At 65.0% G+C, this 18,255-nt stretch carries 18 protein-coding genes; 9 read left to right on the plus strand and 9 right to left on the minus strand.

From position 1 onward, the window contains the following. Positions 1–7: 7 nt before the first annotated feature. Positions 8–1,390, minus strand: coding sequence for an aspartate aminotransferase family protein (locus EJ073_RS18250; protein WP_126056984.1), 1,383 nt, complete (start codon positions 1,388–1,390; stop codon positions 8–10). Between the two features lie 158 nt (positions 1,391–1,548). Here EJ073_RS18250 and EJ073_RS18255 point away from each other — a divergent pair, with 158 nt between their 5' ends. Beyond that, positions 1,549–2,001 (plus strand): hypothetical protein, encoded by a 453-nt coding sequence (locus EJ073_RS18255; RefSeq protein ID WP_126056985.1) that lies wholly within the window; start codon positions 1,549–1,551, stop codon positions 1,999–2,001. A gap of 6 nt (positions 2,002–2,007) precedes the next feature. Here EJ073_RS18255 and EJ073_RS18260 read toward each other — a convergent pair whose 3' ends face one another. Next, positions 2,008–2,982, minus strand: coding sequence for a WD40 repeat domain-containing protein (locus EJ073_RS18260; RefSeq protein ID WP_126056986.1), 975 nt, complete (start codon positions 2,980–2,982; stop codon positions 2,008–2,010). A 348-nt stretch (positions 2,983–3,330) separates the two neighbouring features. After that, positions 3,331–4,374: a GTP-binding protein gene (locus EJ073_RS18270; RefSeq protein ID WP_126056987.1), complete on the minus strand. Its 1,044-nt coding sequence runs from the start codon at positions 4,372–4,374 to the stop codon at positions 3,331–3,333. A gap of 135 nt (positions 4,375–4,509) precedes the next feature. On the opposite strand from EJ073_RS18270, the gene EJ073_RS18275 reads away from it, so the two are divergent. Together EJ073_RS18275 and EJ073_RS18280 are read left to right on the plus strand one after the other, a co-directional pair. Next, the gene (locus EJ073_RS18275; protein WP_126056988.1) at positions 4,510–5,241 is read left to right on the plus strand and encodes an intradiol ring-cleavage dioxygenase; all 732 of its coding nucleotides are present in this window, start codon (positions 4,510–4,512) and stop codon (positions 5,239–5,241) included. A 219-nt stretch (positions 5,242–5,460) separates the two neighbouring features. Further along, entirely contained in the window at positions 5,461–5,931 is a 471-nt protein-coding gene (locus EJ073_RS18280; RefSeq protein WP_126056989.1) for a MarR family winged helix-turn-helix transcriptional regulator, read from the plus strand. A 197-nt stretch (positions 5,932–6,128) separates the two neighbouring features. On the opposite strand, the gene EJ073_RS18285 is transcribed toward EJ073_RS18280, so the two are convergent. After that, positions 6,129–7,037, minus strand: coding sequence for an AraC family transcriptional regulator (locus EJ073_RS18285; RefSeq protein ID WP_126059265.1), 909 nt, complete (start codon positions 7,035–7,037; stop codon positions 6,129–6,131). A gap of 49 nt (positions 7,038–7,086) precedes the next feature. On the opposite strand from EJ073_RS18285, the gene EJ073_RS18290 reads away from it, so the two are divergent. The 5 genes from EJ073_RS18290 to EJ073_RS18310 all read left to right on the plus strand — a co-directional run bounded on the left by EJ073_RS18290 (position 7,087) and on the right by EJ073_RS18310 (position 11,183). After that, a complete protein-coding gene (locus EJ073_RS18290) occupies positions 7,087–7,494 on the plus strand; it encodes a DUF2000 family protein (RefSeq protein WP_126056990.1) in 408 nt (135 codons plus the stop codon). A 194-nt stretch (positions 7,495–7,688) separates the two neighbouring features. Further along, positions 7,689–8,573: a DMT family transporter gene (locus EJ073_RS18295; RefSeq protein WP_189347604.1), complete on the plus strand. Its 885-nt coding sequence runs from the start codon at positions 7,689–7,691 to the stop codon at positions 8,571–8,573. Between the two features lie 112 nt (positions 8,574–8,685). After that, on the plus strand, positions 8,686–9,663 hold the full coding sequence (locus EJ073_RS18300) for a LacI family DNA-binding transcriptional regulator (RefSeq protein WP_245455284.1): 978 nt from the start codon (positions 8,686–8,688) through the stop codon (positions 9,661–9,663). Continuing rightward, the gene (locus tag EJ073_RS18305; protein ID WP_126056992.1) at positions 9,660–10,643 is read left to right on the plus strand and encodes a 2-hydroxyacid dehydrogenase; all 984 of its coding nucleotides are present in this window, start codon (positions 9,660–9,662) and stop codon (positions 10,641–10,643) included. The genes EJ073_RS18300 and EJ073_RS18305 overlap by 4 nt, the downstream gene beginning before the upstream one ends. A gap of 156 nt (positions 10,644–10,799) precedes the next feature. Further along, on the plus strand, positions 10,800–11,183 hold the full coding sequence (locus EJ073_RS18310) for a hypothetical protein (RefSeq protein WP_189347602.1): 384 nt from the start codon (positions 10,800–10,802) through the stop codon (positions 11,181–11,183). Positions 11,184–11,195: 12 nt separating this feature from the next. Here EJ073_RS18310 and EJ073_RS18315 read toward each other — a convergent pair whose 3' ends face one another. Next, entirely contained in the window at positions 11,196–11,969 is a 774-nt protein-coding gene (locus tag EJ073_RS18315; protein WP_126056993.1) for a gamma-glutamyl-gamma-aminobutyrate hydrolase family protein, read from the minus strand. A gap of 292 nt (positions 11,970–12,261) precedes the next feature. On the opposite strand from EJ073_RS18315, the gene EJ073_RS18320 reads away from it, so the two are divergent. After that, positions 12,262–13,371, plus strand: coding sequence for a TRAP transporter substrate-binding protein (locus EJ073_RS18320; protein ID WP_126056994.1), 1,110 nt, complete (start codon positions 12,262–12,264; stop codon positions 13,369–13,371). 256 nt (positions 13,372–13,627) lie between these two features. Here EJ073_RS18320 and EJ073_RS18325 read toward each other — a convergent pair whose 3' ends face one another. The 4 genes from EJ073_RS18325 to EJ073_RS18340 all read right to left on the minus strand — a co-directional run bounded on the left by EJ073_RS18325 (position 13,628) and on the right by EJ073_RS18340 (position 18,221). Further along, the gene (locus EJ073_RS18325; protein WP_126056995.1) at positions 13,628–14,656 is read right to left on the minus strand and encodes a zinc-dependent alcohol dehydrogenase family protein; all 1,029 of its coding nucleotides are present in this window, start codon (positions 14,654–14,656) and stop codon (positions 13,628–13,630) included. Between the two features lie 19 nt (positions 14,657–14,675). Then, positions 14,676–16,469 (minus strand): TRAP transporter large permease subunit, encoded by a 1,794-nt coding sequence (locus tag EJ073_RS18330; protein WP_126056996.1) that lies wholly within the window; start codon positions 16,467–16,469, stop codon positions 14,676–14,678. Then, positions 16,466–17,071: a TRAP transporter small permease subunit gene (locus EJ073_RS18335; protein WP_126056997.1), complete on the minus strand. Its 606-nt coding sequence runs from the start codon at positions 17,069–17,071 to the stop codon at positions 16,466–16,468. Before EJ073_RS18335 ends, EJ073_RS18330 begins: the two co-directional genes overlap by 4 nt. A 244-nt stretch (positions 17,072–17,315) precedes the next feature. Further along, complete coding sequence (locus EJ073_RS18340; protein WP_126056998.1) at positions 17,316–18,221, minus strand: branched-chain amino acid ABC transporter permease; 906 nt, start codon at positions 18,219–18,221, stop codon at positions 17,316–17,318. Between the last annotated feature and the right edge of the window lie 34 nt (positions 18,222–18,255).

Consider the following 18,255-nt stretch of genomic DNA (forward strand, 5'->3'; position numbering starts at 1 on the left):
GCTTGTCTCATGCCGCAAGCCTTGCCGCAACCGTCGCGAAAGCGGTGATCAGCCTGTTGACCTGAGCCGCCGTCGTGGCCGGCGAGATCAGCATCATATTGTGGAAGGGCGCGATCAGAACGCCCCGGTTGGCCAGCGCGACGTGGATGGCGGCCTCCAGCTCCGGCGCGTGCGCCGCCTCCGCCTCGCCGCCGTTGCGCAGCGGGCCCGGGGCACAGATGAACTCGACCCGGGCGCCGACGCGGGCGACATGCCAGGGCAGACGGTAGCGGTCGATGACGGCCGTCAGCCCGGCATCCAGCCGCCGCGCCAGCCGGTCCATGCGGGCATAGGCTTCCTCGGTCATCACCTCCTCGAGCGCCGCGCGCATGGTGGCGAACTGCAGCGGATTGGCCGACAGCGTCGTGCCCATGCCGGAATAGCCAGGCGCCTTCACCCTGTTGTAGGCGGCGTAGCGGCTGGCGACCTCGTCGCTCAGGCCCCAGACGCTCGCCGGCACGCCGCCGGCCAGCGGCTTGCCAAGCACGAAGAGGTCGGGCTCCAGCCCGTGCTTCCTCGTGTAGCCGCCGGGGCCGGTGGAGATGGTGTGCGTCTCATCGATCAGGAGCAGCGTGCCGGCGGCACGGGTGAGGCGCCGCAGCGCGTCGTGGAAGCCCGGTTCCGGCAGCACCATGCAGGAGTTGGTCAGCACCGGCTCGGTGATGACGCAGGCGACATCCCTGTCCGCAAGCGCCGCTTCGAGCGCGGCGATGTCGTTGAATTCGACGATCTTCGTTGCCCGGGTGAGATCGCGGAATTCGCCGGCGAGCCCCGGCCGGTTCACCGGTTTGCCGTCGATCAGCCGCACCATCGTCTCGTCGACCGAGCCGTGGTAGCAGCCGTTGAAGACCAGGATCTTCTCCCGGTTGGTGACGGCGCGGGCAACGCGTAGCGCGAAACGGTTGGCGTCGGTCGCGGTGGTGGCAATCTGCCAGAAGGGCAGGCCGAAGCGCTGCTGGAGCAGCGGGCCGATGGCCAACGCATCCTCGCTGGGCAGCATATAGGTCAGGCCGCGCCCGGACTGCCGGCGGATGGCGCGGGCGACCGGCGGCGGCGAATGGCCGAACATCGAACCGGTGTCGCCGAGGCAGAAATCGTCCAGCCGGTTGCCGTCGATGTCGGTGATGGTGGCGTTCTTGGCGCTGTCGACCAGGATCGGGAACGGCGTCGGCCAATCGTTCATCCAGTGCATCGGCACGCCGCCGAAAAAGCCGGGCAGGCCATTGCCGGCCTTGGCCAGCGATTTCGGCCGCGCCTTGCGGAAAACCTCCGCCTCCGTCTCGCGCAGCACGGCAATGCGCTCGCGGCTGATGCCGCCGATCGACGTCTTTGAATGGCTGGTTGAATGCATGAAGTCCCTCTCGCGCGCACTGTAGACAATCGCCGTCTCAAACCGCAATTGGCCGCCGGCTTGCCCTGCATTGGTTCAGCGGCAGCCGGCTGGCGCTTGACCTCGAGGCAAAGCCCGGCATCAATACGGGCCTGGCTTGTGGTTTTGGGGGAGAAAAAATGCGTGCGATGATTTGCACTGCGACATTGCTTCTGTCGGCTGGCGGGGCTCTTGCGAGCGGCGGCATCTGGTGCTCCGCCGAGGATGCTGCGGCGATATTCCAGGTCGAAGCCGGCGTCACCAGGGGCATGGGAGGGCCGACGTTCAATTTTCGCGGTGATCTCGAAATTCTCGGCAGACCTGCCGGCGACAGCCTGCGCAAGACCGTCTTCGAGGATTCGAACCTGACGCAATACTGGCTCGACGGCGAGGAATTGCGGCTGAACATCTATCACGAGCACGAAGTCGCTGAACGTATCAACTCGGTCGAACTGACGATCCTGACCAAGACCAGCGACGAGGGCGTCTATGACGGGCGCTATACGCTCGCCATCTACGACGCCGCGGCGGATACGGACCAGGACGGCAAGCCGGTTGAAGTCAAAGGCAAAGTATCCTGCGGGGCAGAATAGTCGAGCCTACGCCGTGATGTCGATGACGCCGCAGTCGCCGGCGGCGCTGCCGAAGACGATACGGCGCTCTTCCCCGTCCCACATCATCGCGGTGATGGCGCCCTTGCCGGGGCGGCGCAGCAGCACTTCCTTGGCGTCGGCGAAGCGCACCGCCATCACCATGCCGTCGTCATAGCCGATCGCCACCACATCCTGGCTCGGATGGCAGGCGACCGTGGTGACCATGGCGTTGCCGCGCGTGCCGAGCTCCAGCGGCGCCTTGCCCATCGGGCCGTCCTTGCCGGTAAACGGCCAGACGATCGCCGCCGGCGCGCCCGAGCTCGCCAGCCATTTGCCCTTGGGCGCCCATGACAGGCTTTTGACCTTTGCCGGATAGCCGCTCATGCGCATGTGCTTGCCATCGGCGAGCTTCCAGCCATGCAGCGCGTTCTCCTGCATCGTGGTGACGAGGAAGGCGCCGTCCGGCGAGAAGGCGATGCCGGTATGGGCGCCGGCCCATTCGAGCTCGACCGGCTTGCCCTCGGCGGCGGGGAAATGCAGCGTCGCGCCATTGTAGCGGGCGACACCGAAACGCATGCCCTTGGGCGAGAAGGCCAGCCCCTCGACCGAGCGCGGATGGGCGAACTCCTTGGTCTTGCCGTCGGCGAAGCGCACGAAGGCGGTCTTGCCGGATGCATAGGCGATCGCGCCCTGCGGCCCGGCGGTGACGCTGGTGATCCATTTTTTGCCGGCGCTCGCCAGTTCCTGGACGTTGCCGCCCGCGGTGATCGAAAAGACCTTGCCATCCTCGCCGCCGGTGATCAGCCGATCGTTGGCCGCGTCATGGAAGGCGGCAAGCAGCCCATCATTGGCCTGCGCGGTCTTTTGCCCGTTGTCGAAGCGGTGGATTGTGCCATCGGCGAGCGCGAAATGCGGCACATCGCCGAGGAAGACGGCGGCGACGCAATGGCCTTCGAGATCAAGCGGGGCGACTGTGGGCATGGCTATCTTTGTCTGGTGAAAGTGCAGAAGGCGGCTTACTCGACGTTTGTACGTCCGGCAACCATGAGGGGGATAATCGCCAGCGATGGCGCCGCCCCTCATTGTCCTGCCGGACATTTCTCCCCGTATAGTGACGGGGAGAAAGAGGGTTGTCGCGGATGATTTCGCCAATCTTCAGCGCTACAGAATAGGCGTCGACATTGCGGCCAGCCTTCTTCTCCCCGTCACTATACGGGGAGAAGGTGCCGGCAGGCGGATGAGGGGCGGCGCCAACGGTTGGAAATTGTCGCTACAGAATGCTTGGCAGTGCTTTGATGACCCTAAGCAGCCTGTCCTCCTCCCGAACGTTCAAGCCGCCTGGCAGGCCTCGAAGCTCTTGCGCAGCCGCTCGGCGTCGAGTTCGCGGCCGATGAAGACCAGCCGGCTCTCATGCTTCTCGCCATCCTTCCAGGCGCGTTGGTGGTCGCCCTCGATGATCATGTGCACCCCCTGGATGACATAGCGCTCATCGTCGCCCTTGAGCGCGATGATGCCCTTCAGTCGCAGGATGTTCGGACCTTCCATCTGGGTGATCTTCTCGATCCACGGGAAGAACTTCTTCGGGTCCATCTCGCCGCCGCGCAGCGACACCGACTGCACCGTCACGTCATGGATGTCGGAAGCATGCGCGTGGTCGTGATGGTGATCGTGGTCATGGTGATCATGGTCGTGATCGTGGTGGTCGTGATCGTGGTCGTGCGCTTCGAGGAAATGTGGGTCGTTCTCCAGCGCGCGGGCAAGGTCGAAGGCGCCGCGATCGAGCACCTCGGCCAGCGCCACCCCGGCACGCTGGGTGCGATGGATCCGGGCCGCCGGGTTGATGGCGCGGATCGTCGCTTCGACCTTGGCGAGTTCGTCCGGCGTGACGAGGTCGGTCTTGTTGAGCACGACGACGTCGGCGAAGGCGATCTGGTCCTCGGCCTCCTTGGAATCCTTCAACCTGAGCGGCAGGTGCTTGGCGTCTACCAGCGCCACCACCGCGTCGAGCTTGGTCTTGGAACGCACGTCGTCGTCCATGAAGAAGGTCTGCGCAACTGGCACGGGGTCGGCCAAGCCGGTAGTCTCGACGACGATGGCGTCGAAGCGGCCGGGACGGCGCATCAGGCCTTCGACGACGCGGATCAGGTCGCCGCGTACCGTGCAGCAGACGCAGCCATTGTTCATCTCGTAGATTTCCTCGTCGGATTCCACGATCAGGTCGTTGTCGATGCCGATCTCGCCGAACTCGTTGACGATGACGGCATAGCGCTTGCCGTGGTTCTCCGACAGGATGCGGTTGAGCAGCGTCGTCTTGCCGGCGCCGAGATAGCCGGTCAGCACGGTTACGGGAATCTGCGTCTGCGCTTGGCTCATGTCTTGCCTCAAAAGTCTTCTCGCCTCGGAATTCCGGGCTTCGAAAAGGGGAGTGTCGGCTCCATATAGGATGTGTGCCACGCTTTTGCACGCGGCAAACCGATGGGCCAGCCAGGCAGGCCAGAAAGGCGCCAGATGTCCGACAAGCGAGCTTCCTTGCCAATCTCCCGGCGCCGGGCGCTCGGCCTGATTGCCGTCACCGCCGGCGGCGGCAGCTTTGTGCCGTCCACCGCGCCTGCCGCGCAGGTTTCGCCCTATGCCGGGCTTGCCCTTTTCGATGCCGGCGCCGGCGTCTGCGCCATCACGCCAGAGGCGACCGAGGGGCCGTTCTATTTCGACCCGAAGCTCGAACGCGCCGACATCACCGAGGGAAAGAGCGGTGTCGGTCTGACTGTCACGCTGCAGGTGGTCGATGCCGCCTGCCGCCCGCTTGCAGGGGGGCGCGTCGACATCTGGCATTGCGACGCGCAAGGCCACTATTCCGGCTATCCGGGCCAGGGCGATGGCGAGGATGTCGACACGTCGGGCCAGATCTTCCTGCGCGGCTGGCAGAAGACGGACGAAAGCGGCATCGTGTCCTTCGCCACCATCTATCCCGGCTGGTATCGCGGCCGAACCACCCATATCCACTTCAAAGTCTTCCCGGACGATCGCTCGGTGATGACCGGCCAGTTGTTCTTCCCCGACGCGCTCAGCGACCAGATCTTTTCGACCGTTTCGCCCTATGCCGAGCGCGCCGGCAAGCGCGACACATCGAACGCGCAGGACGGCATCGCGAGACGCTCGGGACCGCTGTCGCAGGCCGCCTTGCGCGAGGCGGCGGACTCCTACCAGGCGCTCCTGGTCGTCGCGGTGAAGTCCGTCTGAGGCTGGTTTGCACGCCTCGACGCGCCCGCCGGAAAGCCTTCCTCCAGGGGAAAAGTCGTTTGTCATCTAACTGAAATAAACATCTGGCATCACCACGGCGGACGTCGCAATGCTTGCCGGCAAAGCTGTTCTGCAAGCCGGATTCTTTTCGATCGTCGATTGCCAACCGGCAGGCAGCCTCTATGCTGTCGCCACCGGTTCGGCCGAAGAGGGATGACCATGGCCAAGGCGGACAAGACAGCGACAATGAGCCGGCTGCATTCGGCGGCGCGACTGGCGCGAACGGCGCTCGCCGCCCGGCTTTTGGCGCATGGTTTCTATGCCGGCCAGGACCAGATCATGCTGGCGCTCGACCGCGAGGACGGCCAGACGCCGGGCAACCTCGCCGGCCGTCTCGGCGTGCGCCCGCCGACCATCACCAAGACCATCAATCGGCTGCAGGCGCAAGGTTTTCTCGAAAAGCGCGCCTCCAACGCCGATGCCCGACAGGCGCATATCTTCCTCACCGATACCGGCCGCGAGACCATCCGCGCCATCGAGAAGTCGGTGAAGAAGACCGAAAAGCAGGCGCTGAAGGGCCTCGACAAGAAGGACCAGAAGGCGCTGTTCAAGCTGCTCGCCCGGGTCGAGGCCAACCTTTCCAACGAAGATCTGGTGCTCATCGACGACGACGCCGAACTCGATGATTAACGAGCGACGCGTCAGCGTCGTCTCGCAGCGACGCGTAGGCGCGACGCGAAGCGTCGTCGCGGTGCAGTGCGCCAGCGTTGCCCTTCAAGTAGCGCCCTAGCATCGGCGGCTTAGCGGAAAGGGCCACGACGCTGCGCGTCGCGCTTACGGAACAATGCCAACGTGGGTGGGTTGAGCGACGACGCTGCGCGTCGCGCTTACGGAACAATGCCAACGTGGATGTGTGGAGCGACGACGCTGCGTGTCCCGCTTCGCACCAGCATCGACCAACGCCCGGGCGTAAGCCCGAACGCCTTCTTGAAATGACGGTTGAAATGGCTCTGGTCGCTGAAGCCGGCGGCAACGGCGATTTCGGCCAGCGGCTCGCCAGCCTCGATCATCCGTCGTGCCCGCTGCAGCCGGCGCATTACAAGGAAGCGGTGCGGGCTGGTGGCGTAAGTGGCGCGGAAATGGCGCGAGAGCGCGTAGCGGTCGAGGCCGGTAACGGCTTCCAGCTCACCTGACCGCACCGGCCGCCCGGCATTCTCTTCGAGATAGTCGCGCGCAAGCGCTGCTGCGCGCCATGCAGTCATTCCCATCGGCTTCGCCGGCTGTCCGGCATGTCGGCCCAGATTCCGCGCCAGCTGCGCGATGAAATCGGCGACGAACAGCTCGTCCAACTCTTCCTGCAGCGGCGCCAGCGCCGACAGCAGCGTGCCGCGCAGCGCCGGGTCGCTCACCACGGCGTCCGCGACGAAAGGCAGCGGCTCACCATCCAGGCAGTCAATGAGCAGCGACGGTTCCAGATAGAGGATGCGATAACGCAGTCCTTCCTCCGTGCCGGCGCCGCCATCGTGCAGTTCGTCGGGATGCAGCACGATCACCTGGCCGGGCAGGCTGTGCCGCAGCGCGCCGCGATAGTGGAAGCGCTGGACGCCATCGAGCGTCACGCCAATGGCGTAGGTGTCGTGGCGGTGCAGTTCGAAGGCGTTGCCGTGGAAGCGCGCCTCGATGCGTTCGATGCCAGTGCCGCCCGGCGCCGACACGATACGGTCCCCGGGAGCGACCTCGCCCGAGCACGAACGTTCAAGACCCTGCACAGGCTCTGCGGCTAGATCGTGCGCCATAGCTTCAACCAGGCCTGTCATAGGCCGCCTCCCGGAGACTTGAATCTTGGTGTTCGATACGAAATTTGCAATCGTGCTCAGGGACGATCTCGCCGTCTGGCAGAAGCTCAATGTCACCGCGTTTCTCACCAGCGGCATCGTCGCTCAGTTTCCGGAGATCATCGGCGAGCCCTACCGCGACCGTGCCGGCAACATCTACAACCCGCTGTCGATCCAGCCGGTCATCGTGCTGTCGGCGGACGGGCCGACGCTGAACGCGATTCATCGCCGGGCGCTGGAGCGCGGGGTGACGGCATCGGCCTATGTCGAGGAGATGTTCTCGACCGGGCACGACGCCGCCAACCGCGCCGCCTTCGCCGAATTCGCGCCCGAAGACGCCAGGGTCGTCGGCATCGCGCTCCGTGCCGAGAAGAAGCTCGTCGACAAGATCACCAAGGGCGCCCGCATGCAGTCATGATTCAGGCCGGCAGCGCTGGTCCACGGCAGCGCCTCGACTGAGCCTGTCCGGGACGCTTGTTGGGCCAGTCGCTTTTGGCTTGCCGGCCAGCGGCGATTGCCGCAAAAGGGTGGCGTCTACCTTTCCCCGGCCCGACTTTGAGCATTCCCAAAAATCAAGACGACAGCGCAACGCCGCCAGCGGCGATGCTTTTGATGCTGTGCGTGTACGTCTGCTTCACCTTTCTCGACACCAGCAGCAAATATCTGGTGCTGGCCGGCGTCTCGGCGCTGATCGTCGCCTGGGCTCGCTTCATCGTTCATGTGCTGCTTGTCGGCGTCTTCCTGCGCGGCTGGCGCGCGCCGTCGCGTTTTCGCGCCAGGAACCTGCCCGCGCACATCCTGCGCGGCGCCTTCCTGTTCGGCTCGACCATGTGCAACATCTTCGCGCTGCGAACCTTGCAACTGGCCGAGACGACATCGATCTACTTCTTCGGGCCGATGGTGATCACCGCGCTTGCCGGTCCGCTGCTTGGCGAATGGGCGGGCTGGCGGCGCTGGCTGGCGATCCTGACCGGCTTCGTCGGCGTGCTGATCATCACGCGGCCCGGCGTCGGCGTGTTCGGCATCGGCCATCTCTTCGCGCTCGGCTCGATGCTGTCGAACAGCTTCTATGTCATCATGACCCGCCGCATGTCGGCGAGCGAGACTTCCGAAAGTCTGATCCTGTTTTCGGCGCTGGCGCCGGCGGTGCTGCTCCTGCCCACGCTGCCGTTGTCGCATGCCTTGCCGCATGACGCGTGGCACTGGTTCATCCTCCTGATGCTCGGCGTGTTCGGCGCCACCGGCCATTGGCTGCTGGTGCAGGCTTATCGCCTGGCGACCACCACGGCGCTCGCCCCCTACCCCTATTCGCAGATGGTGTGGATGATCATCTCCGGCTGGGTCATCTTCAACCAGTTCCCTGACCGCTGGACGCTGCTGGGCGCAGCCATCATCGTCGCCAGCGGCCTTTACATCATCCATCGCGAACACCGGCTTCGCCTGCGCAACAGCGCCACGCTGGACGCAGAGGCCGAAGCCCTGGCAAAAAAACTTTGATTTGCCCCGGATCGATGGCATAAGAGCCGCCTTTAAACAGTTTAAATCGGTTCGAGGAGCGAAGGGGCTGGCACAGAAGATCAAGCTTTCGACGATCGCAGATGCGCTCGGTGTGTCCACGGCCACGGTGTCGCTGGCGCTGCGCGACAGTCCGCTGGTGGCGGGCAGCACACGCGACCGCATCAAGGAACATGCCCGCGCCATCGGCTATATCTACAATCGCCGCGCCGCCAGCCTGCGCACCTCGCGCTCCGGCATTGTCGGCGTCGTCGTGCACGACATCATGAACCCGTTCTTCGCCGAGATCCTGCGCTCGATCGAGAGCGAACTCGACCGCAGCCGGCAGACCTTCATCCTGTCCAACCACTACGACCAGCTCGAAAAGCAGCGCACCTTCATCGACACGCTGCTGCAGCTCGGCGCCGACGGCGTCATCATGTCGCCGGCCATCGGCACGCCAGCCGAGGACATCGTCATGGCCGAGGACAACGGCCTGCCGGCGGTGCTGATCGCGCGCAGCGTCGCCGGGGCCGACGTGCCGGTCTTCCGCGGCGACGACGCCTACGGCACGGCGCTGGCCACCAATCACCTGATCTCGCTCGGCCACAAGCGCATCGCCATGATCGGCGGCACCGATCAGACGTCGACCGGCCGCGACCGCTACCAGGGTTATCTCAACGCCATGGAGGCGGCGGGGCTGGAGGTCAAGCCGTCCTGGCGCATCGCCGGCCCGCGCACCAAACAGGCCGGGTTCGAGGCCGCCGGACAGTTTTTGGCGCTGAAGGACAAGCCGACCGCGGCCTGCTGCTGGAATGACCTCGTCGCCATCGGGCTGATGAACGGCATCGCGCGCGCCGGCCTGGTGCCGGGCGTCGACATCTCGGTCACCGGCTATGACGATCTGGAGGAGGCGGCAATCGCGACACCGGCATTGACCACGGTCTGGAATGGCCAGCGCGAGGTCGGCCGGCGTGCCGCCAGCGCGCTGCTCGACAAGCTCAATGGGCAGACGGTGCGGCCGTCGCAGGAACTGATCAAGCCGGAACTGCATGTGCGCCAGTCGACCGGCAAGCCGGTGGAGCGTGGATGACGAAGGCTGAACAGTTGCAGACCGTCGCCGTTCTGGTGCCGGGGCATTTCAACGACCACGCGGTTGAGCGCATCGACCGCACCTTCAAACGGGTCAGGATCGAACGCGCCGATGCGGCGCTGGTCACCGACGAAATGCGCCGTACGGTGCGCGCCATTGCTTCCTTCGCCGGCATCGATGCGGCGATGATGGATGCATTGCCCAACCTCGAACTCATCGCCTCTTTCGGCGTCGGCTATGATTCTGTCGATGCCGGCCATGCGGCGACGAAAAACATCATGGTCACAAACACGCCGGACGTGCTGACCGAGGAGGTCGCAGACACCACGATCGGCCTTTTGATCAACACCGTGCGCGAGCTGTATGCCGCCGAGAAATGGCTGCGCGACGGCAACTGGGTGAAGAAAGGCAGCTACCCGCTGAGCCGGCTGACCTTGCGCGGCCGAAGTGTCGGCATTTTCGGCATGGGCCGTATTGGGCAGGCCATTGCCCGGCGTCTGGAGGCCTTTGGATTGTCGGTCGCCTATCACAACCGGCGCCGCGTCGAAGGTCTTTCCTACCAGTACCATCCGACGCTGAAGGGCCTTGCCGACGCGGTCGATACGCTGATTTGCGTGGTACCGGGCGGCGCTTCCACGGAGAAGGCGATCAACGCCGAGATCCTGTCGGCGCTCGGCCCAAACGGCGTCTTCGTCAACATCGGCCGGGGTAGCACGGTGGACGAGACGGCGCTTGCCGCAGCGCTCGCCAGCGGCACGATCGCCGCCGCCGGCCTCGATGTCTTTGCCGACGAGCCGAACGTGCCCAAGGCGTTGCTGGTAGCGCCCAACACTTCACTGCTGCCGCATGTCGGCTCGGCCTCGCACCACACGCGCCGCGCCATGGCCGATCTCTGTGTCGACAATCTCGTATCCTGGTTCAGCGAGCGCCGGCCGCTGACGCCGGTGCCGGAGACGGCGCAGGTCAGGCCGCGCGGCTGACCCGCCCCGCCACACTTGTTAACGCCCGATTAACCCTTTTGAAATCATTCTGCATACTTCGTTATGCATAGGCAAAAGCCGCGGCGCGGTTCGGGCCTTGTACATGAAGGCAGGTTTGAAGCGCGCCGGCGCGCCTCAAATGCACGGAGAGATCGGGTGAAGCTTATTCCTGCGTTGATGGCGGCGGCCGCGGTGGCCGGTGGCGTCCAGCTCTTTCACGGCGGCAGCGGCGAAAGCATCGCCAGTGAAACAGCCTCCTCCAGCAGCTACCGGCTGACCGCCAATGGCGACGAGGCGGCCTGCGCTGTCCGGCGCGGCGCCAATATGTCGGACGGCCTGTCGCTGCTGACCGTCGCCCCGAACTGCCGCAAGCTGCTGCCCGGCATCGAGCGGGCGAAATTCTGGCGCGAAGAGGCTGACGGCACGGTCGCCTTCAGCGCGAACGGCATCGATCCGATCGTCACTTTCAGCGTGGCCGATGGCGACGGCTACGAGTCCTACGCCCCGGTCACGCCGCTTCTGGCGCTGAGCCACGATTGAGGTTCGGCGGGCCTACTCCGCCGCCGCGCGGACCCCGGCTTTCGCCGCCGCATGCAGGCGCACCGCGTCGCCGAAAGCGCGGAAGATCCTGGCCGAGTTGTCGTCCGACTTGACCCAATATTCGGGATGCCACTGAACGCCGACCGCAAACGCGCGGGCATCCTTCACCGAAACCGCTTCGATCGTGCCGTCGGTGGCCAAGGCCTCGACCTGCAGCCTCGAGCCCAGCCGATCGATCCCCTGGCGGTGCAGCGAGTTGACCTTGATCTCGCCGGCGCCAAACACGCCGGCGAGGCAGCTGCCGGGCTTGATCGAAATCGTCTGATGGATGGCAAAGCGCTCGTTCTGATCGTCGCTCACCGCGGCGCGGTGGTCGAGCGACCCCTCACGCTCCTGGATCTCGGTGCCCAGCGTGCCGCCCAACGCGACATTCAGCTCCTGGATGCCGCGGCAGATGGCAAGCAGCGGCACGCCGCGCTCGATCGCCTTGCGGATCAGCGGCAGCGTAGTGGAATCGCGCGCCGGATCATACGGACCGTTCCGCTCGCTGGCGTCACCACCGTAGAGCGAGGGATGTACATTGGACTTCGAGCCGGTGACCATGACGCCGTCGACCGACGAGAGCAGCTCGTCGAAGTCGAGCCGGTCGCCGAAGGACGGCACCAGCAGCGGGAACACGCCGGCGCCGGCAAGCGCGGCTTCAAGATATTGCTGCGGGGCGGCATGCCAGGTGTAGTTGTCGAACTGGCGGACGTCGGTCGAGATGGCGACGAGCGGCTGCTGCATTTTGGATCCGGTTTCCGTTGAGGGCTAAGGAGCTATTCTGCCTACAAAATAGGCGATCCCAAGGCGCTTTTCCATGACAAGTTTTGGCAGGTCGCATAGGCCAGGCGGCAGGCCGTTAGACTATAGTTGCAGGTCGTGCGCCGAGAGCGCGCATTTCCCGCCAATGCCGCCGTTAAGCGCGGCCGCCGCGCTGGACTCGACCTGTTGCCCGTGTATTGTTTCGTCCGGGCCGAGCCGGGATATCGAGGATGTTCCCGAATGCCGGCCTGTTGATCCAAAAGGGAGGAACTGCATGGATCGTCGTTCATTCATCCGCAAGGCCGGCGTAACCGGCGTTGGCGCCGCGGCGGCGGCCGCGACGCTTGCCGCTCCGGCAATCGCCCAGTCCAACCCGAAGGTGACGTGGCGGCTTGCGTCGTCCTTCCCGAAGTCGCTCGACACGATCTATGGCGGCGCCGAGGTGTTCTCAAAGATGCTGTCGGAAGCGACCGACGGCAATTTCCAGGTGCAGGTCTTCGCCGCCGGCGAGCTGGTGCCCGGCCTGCAGGCGGCTGACGCCACCGCCGCCGGCACCGTCGAGGCCTGCCACACGGTGGCATACTACTACTGGGGCAAGGACCCGACCTGGGCGCTGGGCGCGGCGGTGCCGTTCTCGCTCAACGCGCGCGGCATCAATGCCTGGCACTATCACGGCGGCGGCATCGACCTGTTCAACGAATTCCTCGCCACGCAAGGGCTTTTCGGCCTGCCGGGCGGCAATACCGGCGTGCAGATGGGCGGCTGGTTCCGCAAGCAGATCAACACGGTCGCCGACCTCTCCGGCCTGAAGATGCGCATCGGCGGCTTTGCCGGCAAGGTCGTGGCCAAGCTCGGCGTGGTGCCGCAGCAGATCGCCGGCGGCGATATCTATCCGGCGCTGGAGAAAGGCACCATCGACGCCGCCGAATGGGTCGGTCCGTATGACGACGAGAAGCTCGGCTTCTACAAGGTCGCGCCCTATTACTACTATCCCGGCTGGTGGGAAGGCGGCCCGACCGTCCACCTGATGTTCAATAAGGCCAAGTACGAAGAGCTGCCGGCAGCCTACAAATCGCTGGTGCGGACCGCCGCGCAGGCAACCGACGCCAACATGCTGCAGAAATACGACTATCTCAATCCGGCGGCGGTGAAGCGGCTGGTGGCCAGCGGCGCCAAGTTGCAACCGTTCAGCCAGGAGATCATGGCGGCCTGCTTCGAGAAGGCCAACGAGGTCTATGCCGAGATGGAAGCCTCGAACGCGCCGTTCAAGAAGATCTGGGAGTCGATCAAGGGTTTCCGCAAGGAGCACTATCTCTGGGCCCAGGTGGCCGAGTACAATTACGATACCTTCATGATGGTCCAGCAGCGCCAGGGCAAGCTGTAGGAAGTGATTGGCCCCTTCTCCCCGTCACTTATACGGGGAGAAGGTCCCGGCAGGGGGATGAGGCAGCGCCGGCTTCGGCGAATGAATCGCCTCGGGCTTAAGTGGCAGGCTGAAGACCCAATCTCGTGCCTTGTCTATCTGGGCATTGGCGCCGCCCCTCACCTTGCCTGCCGGCAACCTCTCCCCGTATAGGGACGGGGGCGCTGCGATCGACGGTTTCGCCAATTGCCAACGTTGCAAGCTGAAGGGCTGCGCTTCAGCCTCGGCCTGGCACCACCAGCACCTTGACCTCGCCGGGCGCGGGCGGGTTGGCGATCACCGCGGGCGCCTCTTCGAGCGTCACCTGTCTCGAGATCAGCCTGTCGACCTCGATCGCGCCGGTGGCGATGAGCTCGGCGGCGCGGCCATGAGTGTAGGGATTGAGGAAAGAGCCCAGGACCTTCAATTCCCGAAACAGCAAGTCGAAGGGCTCGAACGCCACCTGCATGCCTTGCGGCACCACGCCGACGATGACGACGGTGCCGCCGGCCTTCGCCAGCCGCATCGACTGTTCGACCGTATCGCGCACGCCGGCGCATTCGAACACCACGTCGACGCCGCCCGGCACCAGCCCGTCCGGTCCGGCAATTGCATCGATTACGTCGCCGGCGCCTGGATCGACTGAGGCCGTCGCGCCGAGCTCCTCGGCGAGCGCGCGGCGCGAGGCCTGGCGTGTCGACAGCACGACGGTCTTCGCCCCGGCAAGCCTTGCCAATTGCACGGTGAGCAGGCCGATGACGCCGCCACCCAGCACGACGACCGAGCCGCCCGGCTTGATCGCGGCGAGGTCGACGCCATGCAGGCAGCACGCCAACGGCTCGCAGAATGCGCCATGCGTCGGCTTGAGGCTCGGCGGCAGCCGGAAGGCCTGCTTCTGCGGCATCACGACATAGTCGGCGAAGCCGCCGTCGCGATGGATGCCGATGGCATTGAGATTGCGGCAAAGGTTGACCCGCCCGGCATGGCAATATGGGCATCGGCCGCAGGCGATGTTGGGGTCGCCGGTGACGCGGTCGCCGACGGAGAAGCCGGTCACCGACGACCCGATCGCCTCGATGATGCCCGAAAACTCATGCCCGGGCGTCACCGGCGGCTTGCAAGGAAACTCGCCATGGAAGAGATGGCGATCGGTGCCGCAGACGCCGCAGGCCTCGATCCGCACCAGCAGATCGTCCGCACCGGCCGACGGCTTGTCGACCTCGCGCAGCGCGATGCTGCCGACGGCCTCGAGGCGAACCGCTTTCACAACTGTCGAGCCTCCCACATCAATTGAAGTTCGGCGGCTGCGACAGGTCAGGCGACGGCGCCGCCGGCTTGGCGGGCAGCGGGTCGCCGAAGCTCGGTGGCTGGGACAGGTCGGTGGCCGGCGCCGCCGGTGCCGCGCCGCCATTGGCCGGCGCCCCGGCGCCATCCGCCGGCGGCGTGCCGAGCGGCGACAGACCCGGCAGTTCCGGCACCTTGAGCTCGATGGTGCCGGGATCGACCACGGCGCCCTTGTAGTGCATCACCATTTGCGGGAAAGCGATGGTGAGCCCGATCATGATCACCTGGATGCCGACAAAGGGCACCGCGCCCCAATAGATCTGGCCGGTGGTGACCGGCGCGATCTGCTTGCCGGTGATGCGGTCGAGATAGGGCACGCGGGCGGCGACCGAGCGCAGGTAGAACAGCGCGAAGCCGAAGGGCGGATGCATGAAGGAAGTCTGCATGTTGACGCCGAGCAGCACGCCGAACCAGATCAGGTCGATGCCGAGCTTGTCGGCGGCGGGCGCGAGCAGCGGCACGATGATGAAGGCGAGCTCGAAGAAATCAAGGAAGAAGGCCAGCACGAAGACCAGCGCGTTGACGCCGATCAGGAAGCCGACCTCGCCGCCGGGCAGCGAGATCAAGAGATGCTCGACCCATTTTTGACCGTTGACGCCGTAGAAGGTCAGCGAGAAGACGCGCGCGCCGATCAGGATGAACAGCACGAAGGAGGACAGCCTGGTCGTCGAGGCCAGCGCCTGCTTGATGACGTCCAGCGACAGCCGCCCCTTTGCCGCCGCCATGATCAATGCGCCGACGGAGCCCATGGCACCGCCTTCGGTCGGGGTGGCGATGCCGAGGAAGATGGTGCCGAGCACCAGGAAGATCAGCGCCAACGGCGGGATCAGCACGATGATCACCTGCTGCGCCAGCCGGGACATCATGTTGATGTTCAGGCCCTTGTCGGCAATCGCCACGATATAGATCAGGATCACGCCGACGCAGGCGCCGAGAATGTCGGCATTGTCGCCATGTGCCGGCGCCAGATAGCGGTAGGCCGCGTAGGACAAAGCGACCGCAACCGCCAGCGCCACGATCAGCGACACCACGCCATGACCGAGCGTGCGGGCTTCGAGCGGCAGGGCCGGCATGGATTTCGGCCGGACGATCGACATGATCAGGATGTAAAGCATGTAGATGCCGGTAAGCACGAGGCCCGGGATCAGCGCGCCGGCATACATGTCGCCGACCGAGCGTCCCAACTGGTCGGCGAGCACGATCAGCACCAGCGACGGCGGGATGATCTGCGCCAGCGTGCCGGAAGCGGCGATGACGCCGGAGGCGACGCGACGGTCGTAGCCATAGCGCAGCATGATCGGCAGGGAGATCAGGCCCATGGCAATGACGGAAGCCGCCACGACACCGGTGGTGGCGGCAAGCAGCGCGCCGACGAAGATGACGGCATAGGCAAGGCCGCCGCGGATCGGCCCGAACAATTGGCCGATCGTATCGAGCAGGTCTTCCGCCATGCCGGATCGTTCCAGCACGATACCCATGAAGGTGAAAAACGGTATTGCCAGCAGCGTGTCGTTCGACATCACCCGGTTGCCGTAGAAGTTTTCCGGCAGTGCATACAGAAGTGGCCAGTCGAGTGTTATCGCCCCGCCCGAATGAGACGACAGCAATACGCCGATGCCGAAAAACAGCAGCCCGTTGGCGGCGAGCGAGAAGGCGACGGGGTAACCGATCAAAAGGAAGATGATCAGCGAGGCGAACATGATCGGCGCCATGTTCTGGGCGATGAACTCGATCATGGGCGCACCTCGCCGGCGAGCGCCTTGGCTTCTTCGGCGAGTGCTTTTGCCTCCAGCTCGGCCTGCTCATGCGCCGATATGAAGGGATTGGGATCGTCCATGTCGCCGCGCATGATGGCGATCTTCTTGATGATCTCGGAGATGCCCTGCAGCGCCAGCAGGAAGAAGCCGGCGAGCAGGATGGCCTTGGCCGGCCAGACGATCAGGCCGCCGGCATTGGTCGACATTTCGCCGCTGCGGAAGGACAGCGACACATAGGGCACGAAATAGATCACCATCAGGGTGACGAACGGCATCAGGAACAGCGTGTGGCCGAGCAGGTCGATCCAGTGCTGCACGCGGCGCGAGAACATGCCGTAGACGATGTCGATGCGGATATGGTCGTTCTGCTTCAGCGTGTAGGCGGCGGCCAGCATGAAGGCGGCGCCGAACAGGTACCATTGCAGTTCCAGCCAAGCATTGGAGGAGATATCGAACACCTTGCGGACGACGGCGTTGCCGGCGCTGACCAGGATCGCCAGCAGGATCAGCCACGACACCCATCTGCCGATGAACTCATTCACACGGTCGATCGTTCTGGATAGAGCGAGCAGCCCTGCCATGCATTCCTCCCTCCAAGCATCGGCTCGAAAATCGGTGTCGATTTTCGGAAAGCAAGATGCGTAATTCAAAATGTCGGAGGCGCGCCGGCTCCCCTAATTTTCCGTCGCGCCGCAGTGGCCCAACGGTATGCCGTGCGTGGCACGGCGGGTCAACATGGCAGAGACGCGGTCAACACGGTTGTGAGGCGGGGACGCCGATAATCCGCCGGCAAACGGGGAACAATGCAACCAAAGTCTGATAGGGTCAGGCGATCTTCTGCTGATCTCGGCCGGCACCGATCAGCACCAGCATGGCGACGAGGAACAGATACATCCAGGCATCGCGCCATTCGAGCGGGAAATAGCCGGCCCACAGCGATTCGGCCATGCCGAAGGCGGCGGCGCCAAGGGCGGCGCGCGGCGGCGAGAGGTAGCCGCCGACCGCCGTCACAAACAGGACCTTCAAGCCGTAGACCAGCCCGGTCCCGAAGCTGATGTTGCCGTAGTAGATGCCGGCAAGCACACCGGCGAGCGCGGCGCAGAAGCCGCCGAACAGCACTGCGTGGCGAAACACCGCGCGCACGTCGACGCCGCACATCGCCGCCGCCTTGGGGTCGTCGGAGACGGCGCGCCAGCGCCGGCCGAAGCTCGAGCGGGCAAAGGCCCAGGCAGCAAGGATGATGGCCGCCAGCACGGCGGCGCAGTCGAGCAATTGGATCAGCGTCAGCGTCGCCTTGAAGCCGTCGTGCTCGGCGAAGATCACCGGCACGGCCAGCATCGGCGGCAGCCAGAGATCGTGGGTGTCGGCGGCGATGCGGCTGGCCTCTGACAGGAACAGCAATATGCCCAGCGTCGTCACCACTATGGCGTTGGGCGAACGGTCGGCCAGCGGTTCGAAGACGCTGCGCGACAGGACATGGCTGATCAGCGCCGCGTAGAGGAAGGCCGCCAGCACGCCGAGCGCGACGGCGGCGTAGAGCGTCAGCCACAGCGCCTGATAGCCGAAGGCGGCGGTCAGGATCATGGCGTGGCCGCAAAAGGCGAACACGGCGCCATAGGCCAGGTTGGTGCGATGCAGGATGCCATTGGTCAGCACATAGCCGAAGGCGAGAAGCGCATAGAGCGCGCCCGAATGCAGCCCATTCAGAATCTGCTGGAAGAAATAGAGCATGCACAAACCTCGGAGCATGTCGCCCAAAAGTGCT

It is taken from the genome of Mesorhizobium sp. M4B.F.Ca.ET.058.02.1.1 (assembly GCF_003952505.1).
Taxonomy (GTDB): Bacteria; Pseudomonadota; Alphaproteobacteria; order Rhizobiales; family Rhizobiaceae; genus Mesorhizobium.